The sequence below is a fragment of the Xanthomonas sp. LMG 12460 genome, from assembly GCF_009192895.1.
GTDB lineage: Bacteria > Pseudomonadota > Gammaproteobacteria > Xanthomonadales > Xanthomonadaceae > Xanthomonas_A > Xanthomonas_A sontii.
Genome location: NZ_NKUH01000027.1, coordinates 63,049 through 74,553 on the forward strand (window position 1 = coordinate 63,049; position 11,505 = coordinate 74,553).

The 11,505-nt window shown below is 68.5% G+C and carries 9 protein-coding genes and 1 rRNA gene; 5 read left to right on the forward strand and 5 right to left on the reverse strand.

What is annotated here, in order from left to right; all coding sequences use genetic code 11:
* Nucleotides 1-131 precede the first annotated feature (131 nt).
* The gene (locus CEK66_RS06680; RefSeq protein ID WP_043094362.1) at nucleotides 132-1,472 is read right to left on the reverse strand and encodes an outer membrane protein transport protein; all 1,341 of its coding nucleotides are present in this window, start codon (nucleotides 1,470-1,472) and stop codon (nucleotides 132-134) included.
* Nucleotides 1,473-1,717: 245 nt separating this feature from the next.
* Here CEK66_RS06680 and CEK66_RS06685 point away from each other — a divergent pair, with 245 nt between their 5' ends.
* Genes CEK66_RS06685 through CEK66_RS06695 form a run of 3 tightly spaced genes read left to right on the forward strand, consistent with a single transcriptional unit; the run spans nucleotide 1,718 to nucleotide 3,757 of the window.
* Entirely contained in the window at nucleotides 1,718-2,410 is a 693-nt protein-coding gene (locus CEK66_RS06685) for a rhomboid family intramembrane serine protease (RefSeq protein ID WP_043094361.1), read from the forward strand.
* Nucleotides 2,411-2,445: 35 nt separating this feature from the next.
* Nucleotides 2,446-2,766: a DUF1820 family protein gene (locus CEK66_RS06690; RefSeq protein WP_017908048.1), complete on the forward strand. Its 321-nt coding sequence runs from the start codon at nucleotides 2,446-2,448 to the stop codon at nucleotides 2,764-2,766.
* A 4-nt stretch (nucleotides 2,767-2,770) separates the two neighbouring features.
* Entirely contained in the window at nucleotides 2,771-3,757 is a 987-nt protein-coding gene (locus CEK66_RS06695) for a D-2-hydroxyacid dehydrogenase family protein (RefSeq protein ID WP_152236361.1), read from the forward strand.
* Nucleotides 3,758-3,823: 66 nt separating this feature from the next.
* On the opposite strand, the gene CEK66_RS06700 is transcribed toward CEK66_RS06695, so the two are convergent.
* Both CEK66_RS06700 and CEK66_RS06705 read right to left on the reverse strand, forming a co-directional pair.
* Complete coding sequence (locus tag CEK66_RS06700; protein WP_152236362.1) at nucleotides 3,824-5,323, reverse strand: S41 family peptidase; 1,500 nt, start codon at nucleotides 5,321-5,323, stop codon at nucleotides 3,824-3,826.
* 104 nt (nucleotides 5,324-5,427) lie between these two features.
* Complete coding sequence (locus CEK66_RS06705; protein WP_226978517.1) at nucleotides 5,428-6,654, reverse strand: peptidoglycan DD-metalloendopeptidase family protein; 1,227 nt, start codon at nucleotides 6,652-6,654, stop codon at nucleotides 5,428-5,430.
* A gap of 187 nt (nucleotides 6,655-6,841) precedes the next feature.
* Here CEK66_RS06705 and CEK66_RS06710 point away from each other — a divergent pair, with 187 nt between their 5' ends.
* Nucleotides 6,842-7,504 (forward strand): hypothetical protein, encoded by a 663-nt coding sequence (locus tag CEK66_RS06710; protein WP_017908044.1) that lies wholly within the window; start codon nucleotides 6,842-6,844, stop codon nucleotides 7,502-7,504.
* An 81-nt stretch (nucleotides 7,505-7,585) separates the two neighbouring features.
* Nucleotides 7,586-9,328 carry a M28 family metallopeptidase gene (locus tag CEK66_RS06715; protein ID WP_152236364.1) on the forward strand — a complete coding sequence of 581 codons (1,743 nt, stop codon included), beginning with the start codon at nucleotides 7,586-7,588 and terminating at the stop codon, nucleotides 9,326-9,328.
* A 314-nt stretch (nucleotides 9,329-9,642) separates the two neighbouring features.
* Here CEK66_RS06715 and CEK66_RS06720 read toward each other — a convergent pair whose 3' ends face one another.
* Together CEK66_RS06720 and rrf are read right to left on the reverse strand one after the other, a co-directional pair.
* Nucleotides 9,643-10,710, reverse strand: a complete 1,068-nt coding sequence (locus tag CEK66_RS06720) for an NAD(P)-dependent alcohol dehydrogenase (RefSeq protein ID WP_152236365.1) — start codon at nucleotides 10,708-10,710, stop codon at nucleotides 9,643-9,645.
* 604 nt (nucleotides 10,711-11,314) lie between these two features.
* Nucleotides 11,315-11,429: ribosomal RNA gene (gene rrf, locus CEK66_RS06725) — 5S ribosomal RNA — on the reverse strand.
* Nucleotides 11,430-11,505: the final 76 nt, after the last annotated feature.

Sequence of the window (11,505 nt, forward strand, 5' to 3'; positions counted from 1 at the left end):
TTCGGCGCAGCGTTCCGCCCGGAACCTGCGCCGAGCGCCGCCTGCCGCAGCGCGCAGCGCACGCTGCGGACAGGCATAAAAAAAGCCCCGCCGAAGCGGGGCTTTTTCGTGGAACTGCGAAGCGCCTGCGATCAGAACTTGTAGTTGACCGAGGCCGCCAGCACGTTGCCGCTCACGTCGTAGTCGCCGACCAGGCGGTTGCCGGTGGCGCTGGTGGTGGCGATGCTCGGATCGTTGGTGAACAGGTGGGTGTAGCCGAAGCTGTACTCGGTCTGCTCGGACGGCTTCCAGGTCAGACCCAGCGAGACCCACTTGCGGCTCGCGTCCGGCACGCGCACGTCGCGGTGCTGGTCGGTGGTCGGGGTCTGGTCGTAGGCCAGGCCGCCACGCAGGGTCAGCGTGTCGCTCATGCGGTAGTCGGCGCCCAGCGACACGAAGGTGGTGTCGCGGTACGAGAAGTCCAGCACGCTGTCGGGCTGGTTGGAGGCGAAGTCGACGGTGACCTTGTCGAACTTGCTCCAGGCGGTGCGGGTGACGTCGGCCATCACCGTCCACTGCTCGTTGATGTCGTGGGTGAAGCTGGCGGTGGCGCTGGCCGGCAGCTTGACGGTGGCGCGGCCCTTGGTGTCGACGAAGGTGCCCGGCGCGGCGAAGGCCAGCACGGTGGCGGCATTGCCCGGCACGGTGAAGTCGGCGTCGCCGTCGGTGATCTTGTGCTCGACCTGCGAGCGGTAGCTGAAGCCGATGTGGGTGTGCTCGTCGACGCTGAACAGGCCGCCCAGGGTGAAGCCGACCGCGGTGTTGTCGCCCTTGATGCGCGAGAAACCGTCGGCGCTGCCCGGCGCGAAGCCCGGCACGCGGCGCGAGGCCAGGACGGTGCCGAAGTCGATGGCGTTGGTCAGTTCGATGTCCAGGCGCTCGGCGAACACGGACGCGCCGAAGGATACGTACGGGTTGACGTCGTAGGAGAAGGCGAAGTTCAGGTCGATCGCCTGCAGCTCGGTCTTCACGCCGTTGTAGCGGCCGACCCAGTCGCGGTCGTATTCGGTCTTGAAGCCGAACGGCACGGTCAGCGAGGTGCCGAAGTGCATGTTGTTGTTTTCGCCGAACGGCATGTGGAAGTACGCGGCCGGAACCGGCGCGATCATGCCGGCGTCGCCGCCACGGCCACCGGAGATCGGCTGGCCATTGGCGTAGGTGCCGCCGTTGCCCTGGTACTTGGCCGAGAACTGGATGGCGCTGACGTCGGCCTGGAACACCTTGCCGTCGAGCTGGCGCATGCCGGCCGGGTTCACGGCGATGATCGAGGCATCGCCGGGGGCGCTACCGGAGCCGGCGAAGGCGCGGCCCAGACCCTTGGCGCTGTTCTCCTTGAGCTGGAACGCGGCGCCGTGCGCCTGGCCCATGGCCAGCGCGCCGACGATGCCGACGGCCAGAGCGGTGAAACGGACGAACTGGGTTGCGTTTTGCATGGCTAGCTTTCTCCGGAAGACGAGTGTCTGTGTTCGCGCCTGCGCATTCCCGGGCCGGAATGGTCCAGGAATGCGCGCCGGAGTCCCCTCCCGACATACGACGCCGTATGCGAGTATACCCCGCACCGTTAACTAAACAATAACGACATGATGCGTTCAGCTTCGTGTGGAGTCGGCGTGCGTTCAGCCGGATGAAGTCGTTATCGTGGCGTCCCTGGCGGTCTCCGGCTCCCCCGTTCCCTCGCATGTTCGTTTCCATCCCCTCCCGCGAACGCACCACGCTGCGCTGGGCCACGCCGTTGTTGTTCGCGGCGATGTGGCTGGCCTTCCTGTGGTCGATCAGCCGCCCCGACGAGGCCCGCGCGACCCTGTGGCTGGACTGGGGCGCGCTCTCGGCCGGGGTGGGCAGCCCGCGCGACTGGCTGGCCACGGTGCAGGACGGCAGCGTGCTGCGCCTGTTCACCGCGCTGTTCCTGCACGCCGACTGGTCGCACCTGCTCGGCAACCTGGTGTTCCTGCTGATCTTCGGCCTGCCCGCCGAACGCGTGCTGGGGCCGTGGCGGTTCCTGCTGCTGTTCCTGGGCGGCGGGGCGATTTCCAACCTGGCCGCGGTGTTCGCGGTCGGCACCCCGGACCGGGTGATCATCGGCGCCAGCGGCGCGGTCTCGGCGCTGATCGGCACCTACCTGGCGCTGTTCCCGCGAGCCAAGCTCGGCGTGGTGCTGCCGCTGGGGCTGTTCCTGGAATTCGTGCGCGCCCCGGCCTCGCTGCTGATCGGCACCTGGGCGGCGCTGCAGGTGGTGTTCGCCTACATCGGCCCGGCCTTCGGCATGGTGGCGTGGTCGGCGCACCTGGCCGGCTTCGCCTTCGGCATGATCTACGGGCTGTACGTGCGCGCGGCGATCGCGCGGCGGCTGCGCAAGCGCAAGGGCTTCTGAGCCGCCTGCGGCAACGGCGCCCGTATACTGCGCGCATGTTCAAGCATCTGTACAAAGTGACCTTCCTCAACCACGGCAAGGTCTACGAGCTGTACTGCCAGCACGTGGGCAGCAGCCATCTGTGGGGCTTCACCGAGATCGGCACGCTGGTGTTCGACGTGCACGACGGGCTGGTGATCGATCCCACCGAGGAACGCCTGCGCGAGGAGTTCGGCGACACCAAGACGCTGCATCTGCCGATGCAGAGCATCGTGCGCATCGAGGAAGTGGAGAAGAAGGGCCAATCGACGATCCGCGACGCGGCCACCGGCGAGAAGGTGGTCACGCCGTTCCCGATGCCCGGCAAGCCACGCTGAGCCGATGCGCATCCTGATCGCCGACGACTATCAGGATGCGGTGCGCCACCTGCCCTGCTTCGCGCGGCTGCAGGCGCACAACGTGCGGGTGCTGACCGCGCTGGCGCCCGATCGCGAGACCTTCGTTCGGCACGCCGCCGAGGCCGAGGCGCTGGTGCTGATCCGCGAGCGCACCCGTATCGACGCCGCCCTGCTGGCGCGCCTGCCGAAGCTGCGCCTGATCAGCCAGACCGGGCGGATCGGCGAACACATCGACCTGGCCGCCTGCACCGCGCGCGGCGTGGCCGTGGCCGAAGGCGTCGGTTCACCGTTGGCACCGGCGGAACTGACCTGGGCGCTGCTGATGGCCGCCAGCCGGCGCCTGCCCGCTTACCGCGATGCGCTGCGGGCCGGGCACTGGCAGGCCACCGGCGATGCGCAGCTGGGCCGCAGCCTGGACGGACTGACCCTGGGCATCTGGAGTTACGGCAAGATCGGCCGCCGCGTCGCCGCCTACGGCCGCGCCTTCGGCATGCGCGTGCAGGTATGGGGGAGCGAGGACAGTTGTGCGCAGGCGCGCGCCGACGGCTTCGCGGTCGCCGCCAGCCGCGAGGCGTTGTTCGCCGAGAGCGATGTGCTCAGCCTGCATCGCCGGCTGGTCGCGGCCACCCGCCACCAGATCGGACTGGACGACCTGCTGCGGATGAAACCCGATGCGCTGCTGGTCAACACCAGCCGTGCCGAACTCATCGCGCCCGGCGCGCTGCTGGCCGCGCTGGACGCCGGACGCCCGGGACAGGCAGCGCTGGACGTGTTCGAACAGGAGCCGGTGCTGGATCCGCGGCATCCGCTGCTGCGGCATCCGCGGGTGCTGGCGACGCCGCACCTGGGCTACGTCGAACAGGGCAGCTACGACCTGTATTTCGGCGCCGCCTTCGACAACGTGCTGGCCTTCGCCGCCGATGCGCCGCAGCGGCTGGCCAATCCAGAGGTCCTCAGCGTCGCCGACTGAGCGGCTGGCCACCGCCGCCGCGCAGCGGCCACGCCGCGCGCGATGGCGAGGTGGGCCGCCGTCGGCTCAGGTGCCGGAGGCCGGCGCAGGCTCGGTCTTGTCGGAGCCGGTCTTGTCGGACTCGGTCTTGGCAGGCTCGGGCTTGGCCGGTTCCGCCGCCGGCTGCTTCGCCGGGGCGGCCTTCGGCGCCGCGCCCGCCGGCTTGTGCGCCGGCTTGGCCTTGCCCTTGCCGGCCGGTGCCGCCGAGGCCGCCCGCGCCACCGCGCCGGGCTGCTTCAGTTCGGCCAGCGCCTGCGCGATCGGGCCGTCGCCCGGCAGCACGTCGCCGGCGGTGTAGCCCTCGGCGCCCTCGTCGTCGCCATGCAGGTGGCCCGGCAGGGTCGCTTCGCTGTAGTCGGCGATCGCCGCCGGCTTGTCGGCATCGTCCGCGCTGGCCTCCGGATGCAGCACCACGTCGGGCACGATGCCGCTGGCCTGGATCGACTTGCCGCTGGGGGTGTAGTACCGCGCCGTGGTCAGCTTGACCGAGTCGCCATTGTCCAGCGGCAGCACGGTCTGCACCGAACCCTTGCCGAAGGTGCGGCTGCCGACGATGCGCGCGCGCTTGTTGTCGCGCAGCGCACCGGCCAGCACTTCCGAGGCGCTGGCCGAACCGGCATCCACCAGCACCACCATCGGCGCGCCGTTGAGCAGGTCGCCGGGGGTGGCGTCGAACTTGGAATCGCTGACCGAGATGCGCCCGCGGGTGCTGACGATGGTGCCCTTGTCGAGCACGTCGTCGGCCACCTGCACCGCCGCGGTCAGCAGGCCGCCCGGATTGCTGCGCAGGTCCAGCACCAGGCCGCGCAGCTTGCCGCCGGCCTGCGCCTGCAACTGCTGCAACTGCTTGTGGAAATCGGCGCCGGTGTCGGCCTGGAAGGTGCTGATGCGGATGTAGCCGTAGCCGGGTTCGAGCATGCGGCTGCGCACGCTGGCCACGCGGATGGTCTGCCGGGTCAGGGTCACGTCGAACGGCTTGGCGACCTTGTCGCGGGCGATGGTCAGTACGACCTTGCTGCCCGGCTCGCCGCGCAGCGGCTCCATCGCCTTGACCGCGCTGATCGGCTTGCCGTCGATGGCGATGATGATGTCGCCCGAGCGCAGGCCGGCGCGCGCGGCAGGCGTGTCGTCGATCGGCGACACCACCTTGAGCGTGTTGTCCGGCAGCTGCAGCAACTCCACGCCGATGCCGTCGTAGGCGCCGCTGGTCTGCTCGTCGAAGGCTTCGGCGTCTTCCTTGCTGAAATACGTGCTGTGCGGATCCAGGTCCAGCAGCAGGCCGCGGATGGCGGACTGCATCAGCTTCTTGTCGTCGACCGGATCGACGTAGGCTTCCTTCACCGCGTTGTAGACCGCCACGTAGCGGCGGATCTCGTCCAGCGGCACCTTGGCACTGGCCGATTCGGTGGAATCCGGATCGTCGGCGCTGGCCGCCGGGGCCGTGGGCGTCTGCGCCTCGGCGCGTTGCGCCATCGACGGCAGCGGCGCCAGAGCGAGCAACAGGGCTGCGGACAGGACTACGCGCATGAAGCACTCCGATTGGGGAAGACCCGCACCGTGCACGGCGCGGTTGTCCGGATTATGCGCGAAGCCGAGCTAAATTCGCGTTGAACGCGCCGCAGCCGCGTGGCTCAGCGGCGCTGCAGCCACGACGCCGGATCCACCGGCTGACCATTGCGACGCAGTTCGAAGTACAGCGCCGGACGGCCCTGCCCGCCGGAATTGCCGACCTTGGCCACCGCATCGCCGCGCTTGACCTTGGCGCCCGCGTCGCGCAGCAGGGTGTCGTTGTGCGCGTACAGGCTCATGTAGCCATTGCCGTGGTCCACGATCAGGATCATGCCGTAGCCGGTCATCCAGTCGGAGAACACCACCGTGCCGTCGGCGACCGCGGTGACGGTGCTGCCGGCGGGCGCGGCGATCAGCACGCCGCTGCTGGTACGCCCATCGGGCAGCCTGCCGCCGTAGCGCGCGATCAGGTCGCCCGACAGCGGCCAGCCCAGGCCACCGACCTTCAGCGGCGGTGCCGAGGCGACCACCTTGGGCGGTATCTTGCCGCCGCCACGCCCGGCCTTCGCCGCGGCCTTGGCCTGCGCCGCCTGTTCGGCCGCCTCGCGCCTGGCCGCGGCGCGGCGCTCGGCCTCGGCGCGGGCGGCGGCGGCACGCAGGTTGGCGAGCAGGGTTTCCAGCGCCTTGGCATCCTGGCCCAGCGCCTTCTCGCGTTCGCTGCGGTCCTGGTAGCGCTGGTCCAGTTCCGAGACCACGCTGGCGCGCTGCTTGCGGTCGCGCTGCAGCGCCTGGGCCTGTTCCTGCTGGCGGCGCTGGGCCTCGCTCAGTTGCTGCTTCTGTTCGACGACCTCGCGCTGCACCTGTTCCAGCGCCTGCAACTCGTGGGTCAAGGTCGCGATGCGCTGCGCGCGCTCGCGCTGCAGATAACGGTGATACGCCAGCAGGCGGTTGGCATCGGCCACGCGGTCCTGCGCCAGCAACAGCTTCAGCGGCGCATTGCCGCCGATGGCATAGGCCGCCCGCAGCAGCTGCGCCAGTTCGGCGCGCTGGCGCGTCAAGCCACTGCGCAGGCCATCGCGCTTGCGCTCGAGCTCGGCCAGGGTCTGCTGGTGCCGCTGCAGCGCCTGTTGCGTCTGCGCCAGACTGCGGCCGGTGACGGCGACCTTTTCGTCGGCCTCGCGCAACTGGCGTGCGGCGTCGCCGCGCTTGCCTTCCAGTTGCCGGCGCTCCTCGGCCACGCTCTTCAGCTCGCTGCGCACCTTTTCCAGGCGCTTCTCGGCCTCGCGCGGGTTCTGCGCCGCGGCTACGCCGGCGGCCAGCAGCCACGTCAGCGCCAGCAGGCGGCGCACAAGGCCGCGCCAGTGCACGAGCGCACGCCGCTCGGCCGCGCGGGGCGCGGCGGAATGCGATGGAACAGGCGCGGCTGCGGGCAAGCGAGGGTCCAGTGACTTCAGGCAGGTGTGGATTGTAGCGAAGCGTGTTGTGATCGCCCCACGATTGATTGCGGCCGCATCGCCGGCGCCCGGGAGGTGAAGGATGAAACGCATGCATCTGGCGGTTGTGCTGGCGCTGGCCCTGACGGCCGGCCCGGCGTTCGCGGGCGAAGGCATCAGCAAGGTCAACGGCAGCATCACTGCCGACGCCGGCAAGCAGTACGGCGATCTGGAAACGGTCAACGGCAGCATCACCGTCCAGTCCGGCGCCCAGGTGGGCAGCGTGGAAACGGTCAACGGCAGCGTCAAGGTCGCCGACGGCGCGCAGACCAAGGGCTTGTCCACGGTCAACGGCGGCATCACCCTCGGCGAGCGCGCACAGGTCGCCGGTTCCATCGAAACCGTCAACGGCGGCATCTTCGTCGACCGCGGCGGCCGCGTCGGCGGCGGCATCGAGAGCGTCAACGGCAGCATCGGCCTGGTCGCCACGCAGTTGGACAAGGGCATCGAGACGGTCAACGGCGACATCACCGTCGGCCACGATTCGCATGTCGGTGGCGGCATTTCGATCAACAAGCCCAGTTTCAGCATGTCGTTCAAGCCGACGCGCAAGCCGCGGGTCATCGTCGGCCCGCGTGCGGTGGTGGACGGCCCGCTGCGCTTCGAGCGCGAAGTGACCCTGTACGTGCACCGCAGCGCCAAGACCGGGCCGATCACCGGCGCCACCGCGCTGCCCTTCGACGGCGACACCGCGCCGAACAACTGAGCCGTGCCGCGACGACGCGCCCGCCCGGGCGCGTGCGGCTTGCCTATAGAATCCGGGGTTCCCTCGCCATCAGGAGCCCCCATGTCCCGCAAGCTCGTGCTGTGCCTGGCCGCAGCCGCAGCGCTGACCGCGTGCAAACGCGAAGCGCCTGCCCCGGCCGCCGACACCGCGCCACCGGCCGCGGCGCCCGCGCCCGCTGCGGCGCCCACGCACGCGTTCTCCACCGGAATCGCACCGGCGGACTTCGCGGAACTGGTCAAGACGCTGTCCTCCGATGCCTTCGAAGGCCGCGGTCCGGGTACGCCTGGCGAAGACAAGACGGTCGCCTACATCCGTGATCAGATGCAGCGCATCGGTCTGCAGCCCGGCAACGGCGACAGCTGGTTCCAGGACGTGGCGATGACCGAGACCACCGCGGCACCCGGCACCACGCTCACCATTACCCACGACGGCGCTGCGCGACAGCTCGCCTTCGGCAGCGACATGGTGGTGGGCACGCGTACCGGTCAGCCCGAGGTCAAGCTCACTGGCAGCGACATGGTCTTTGTCGGCTACGGCGTGGACGCGCCGGAGCAGAAGTGGAACGACTACGCCGGCCAGGACTGGAAGGGCAAGACCGTGGTGATGTTCGTCAACGACCCCGGCTTCCACACCGGCGATGGCAGCCTGTTCGAAGGCAAGCGCATGACCTACTACGGGCGCTGGACCTACAAGTTCGAGGAAGCCGCGCGCAAGGGCGCCGCCGCCGCGTTGATCGTGCACGACACGCCCGGCGCCAGCTATGGCTGGGACGTGGTCAAGAACTCCTGGTCCGGCGCGCAGTACGACCTGCCGGCGAAGGACGATCCGGAGCCGCGCATTCCGGTGCAGGGCTGGCTCACCGCCGAGGCGGCCAAGCAACTGTTCGCCGATGCCGGCCTGGATCTGGCGCAGGCCTACAAGGACGCCAGCAAGCGCGGCTTCAAGCCGATCCCGCTGAAGGCCAAGCTCTCGGTGGACCTGAAGAGCACCATCGCCGAGAAGACCTCGCGCAACGTGGTCGGGGTGCTGCCCGGCAGCAGCCGCGCCGACGAGGCGGTGCTGTACATGGCGCACTGGGATCACCTGGGCAAGCACGAGGGCGAGCCCGGCGACAATATCTACAACGGCGCGGTCGACAACGCCACCGGCGTGGCCGGCATCCTGGAAATCGCCGAGGCGTTCGCGCACCAGCAGCCCAAGCCCGAGCGTTCGGTAGTGTTCCTGGCGGTGACGCTGGAGGAATCGGGGCTGCTCGGTTCCAAGTACTACGTGGCGCATCCGACCTTCCCGCTGAACAAGATCGCCGGCGTCATCAACCTCGATGCGATGCCGGTGGCCGGGCGCGCCAAGGACCTGGTGGTCAACGGGTTCGGCAGCTCGCAACTGGAAGACCTGCTCAAGCCGATCGCGGCCGCGCAAGGCCGTGTGCTGCACGCCGAAGACGCGCCGCAGAGCGGGTTCTACTTCCGTTCGGATCACTTCAACTTCGCCAAGGCCGGCGTGCCCGCGCTGTACATCGACGGCGGCGAAGACCTGGTCGACGGTGGCATCGAAGCAGGACGCCGTGCGGCAGCCGAGTACGCCAAGCGCTACCACACGCCAGCCGACGAGTACGACCCGGCGACCTGGAAGCTCGACGGCGTGATGGACGACCTGCAGGCGGTGTACGGCGTTGGCAAGGAACTGGCCGCCGGCGACAGCTGGCCGAACTGGTACGCGGACAATCCGTTCAAGGCCGCACGCGACAAGATGATGGGCAGGCCGACGTCGTTGCCGGCGGCCGAGCCTGCCGCCGGCAAGTAGGCGGCGGCTTCCTTAGTGTCATGGCAGCGGCGCTTCGGCGCCGTTGTCGTCTCTACCCGCATCGGTCGCGCGGCGCACCGGGCATCGTCGCTGCCACCACCTCGTGCAAAGCGCTTACCGTACGCAGCGGTGCGCGGTCGCCGGACGTCTTCCGAGCGCCTCGAATGCCGATCGGAAGCCCACGTGCAGAGCACTTCGGTCGCGACGAGTGCCACCGCTACAGAAAAGCCCGGGCATGCGCTCCCCGGGCTTTCATGGGATGACGATGACGCCTGACGTGACCGCGGCGGCTGACCGCCACGGTCGCCGTCGGCTCAGGCGGCCTGCTTGGTATGCGCCAGGCTGGCCATGTCGATGACGAAGCGGTACTTCACGTCGCCCTTGAGCATGCGCTCGTAGGCCTCGTTGATCTGCGCCATCTCGATCGTTTCGATGTCGGACACGATGCCGTGCTTGGCGCAGAAATCCAGCATCTCCTGCGTTTCGCGAATGCCACCGATCAGCGAACCGGCCAGCTGGCGCCGCTTCATGATCAGGTTGAACACCGTCGGCGACGGATGCGGCTCGGCCGGCGCGCCGACCAGGGTCATGGTGCCGTCGCGCTTGAGCAGGGTCAGGAACGCATCCAGATCGTGCGGGGCCGCGACCGTGTTGAGGATGAAATCGAAGCTGTTGGTGTGCGCTGCCATCTCCTCGGCGTTCTTCGACACCACCACCTCGTTCGCGCCCAGGCGCAGCGCATCCTCGCGCTTGCCGGCCGAGGTGGTGAACAGCACCACGTGCGCGCCCATCGCATGGGCAATCTTCACGCCCATGTGCCCGAGGCCGCCCAGCCCAACGATGCCAACCTTCTTGCCCGGGCCGACCTTCCAGTGATTCAGCGGGGAATACGTGGTGATGCCGGCGCACAGCAGCGGCGCAACCGCCGCCAGTTGCTCGGCATCGTGGCGAATATGCAGCGTGTATTTCTCGTCGACCACGATGTGATCGGAGTAGCCGCCATACGTGTTCTCGCCGCCGAACATCGGACCGTTGTAGGTGCCGACGAAGCCGTTCTCGCAGTACTGCTCCTCGCCATCGGCACAGGAAGCACAATGCCGACAGCTGTCGACCATGCAGCCGACACCGGCAAGATCGCCGACCTTGAAGGCACTGACCTGGTCGCCCACCGCGGTGATGCGACCGACGATTTCATGGCCCGGCACCGACGGGTACTGGGTGTTGTGCCACTCGTTGCGGGCGGTATGCAGATCCGAGTGGCAGACGCCACAGTAGAGGATCTCGATGCTGACATCATGCGCACCGAGCGCACGGCGCTCGAAGGTGAAGGGGGTCAGCGGCTGATCGGATGCCTGAGCGGCGTATCCATTGGCTTGGCTCATGGGGAAGGCCTCGTGGTGGGTGAAAGGGGCCGAAGGGCGGTGCGCATGTAGAGCAATCGATGCCTACGCGGTCGCCTGAGGTGGAAAAGTCTAAGCGGCGGGACATGAAAGAGACGCATCGCCACATGGAACGGTGCGATGCGCGTCGTCAAAACGCCTCACCGAGTGCGGAGTGGCGCACATGTTCGGCTGAACGCCAATGCACTTGACGGTGACATGTGGACGCGCCGACCGGCATTCATCGGCAGATTGCACATGAGCGGATCTGCAATCGATGAGAAACGCGCAACAGGAAGTGCGCGTAATGCATCCAATGACCAGTCACAGGATCGCCTACATGCTCTGTCCACTTTGGACGCAGAGTCGGTTCGATCGTGCAGTAGGCCTTGGCAGGCAGATGCTCGTAGGCCGGGTTGCCGCTTGTCGACAACAGACGCCCAGGAGGCCGTGGAGGAACCGAGCCCCTCTCCCGCCGGGAGAGGGGCTGGGGTGAGGGTACGGCGCGCAGCCCCCGGGTGGCATGTCGCCGCGGGGTCGGGTTGGCTTTTTTCCACGCGCAATAAAAAATCCCCGTCCTTGTGGGGACGGGGATTTGGGGTAAAGCCCCTGGCGATGACCTACTCTCGCATGGCTTGAGCCACACTACCATCGGCGCAGCTGCGTTTCACTTCCGAGTTCGGGATGGGATCGGGTGGTTCCACAGCGCTAATTTCACCAGGGAGACGGTTGGAGTGTCGCCGCGTGCGAGTTCTCGGTTGTTGGACCGAGGACGGCAGGGCGCCAGCCTCTCATGGG

Coding starts and splice junctions, on each gene's coding strand:
- CEK66_RS06680 (WP_043094362.1), bottom strand. CDS start 1,472: ATGCAAAACGCAACCCAGTTCGTCCGTTTCACCGCTCTGGCCGTCGGC.
- CEK66_RS06685 (WP_043094361.1), top strand. CDS start 1,718: ATGTTCGTTTCCATCCCCTCCCGCGAACGCACCACGCTGCGCTGGGCC.
- CEK66_RS06690 (WP_017908048.1), top strand. CDS start 2,446: ATGTTCAAGCATCTGTACAAAGTGACCTTCCTCAACCACGGCAAGGTC.
- CEK66_RS06695 (WP_152236361.1), top strand. CDS start 2,771: ATGCGCATCCTGATCGCCGACGACTATCAGGATGCGGTGCGCCACCTG.
- CEK66_RS06700 (WP_152236362.1), bottom strand. CDS start 5,323: ATGCGCGTAGTCCTGTCCGCAGCCCTGTTGCTCGCTCTGGCGCCGCTG.
- CEK66_RS06710 (WP_017908044.1), top strand. CDS start 6,842: ATGAAACGCATGCATCTGGCGGTTGTGCTGGCGCTGGCCCTGACGGCC.
- CEK66_RS06715 (WP_152236364.1), top strand. CDS start 7,586: ATGTCCCGCAAGCTCGTGCTGTGCCTGGCCGCAGCCGCAGCGCTGACC.
- CEK66_RS06720 (WP_152236365.1), bottom strand. CDS start 10,710: ATGAGCCAAGCCAATGGATACGCCGCTCAGGCATCCGATCAGCCGCTG.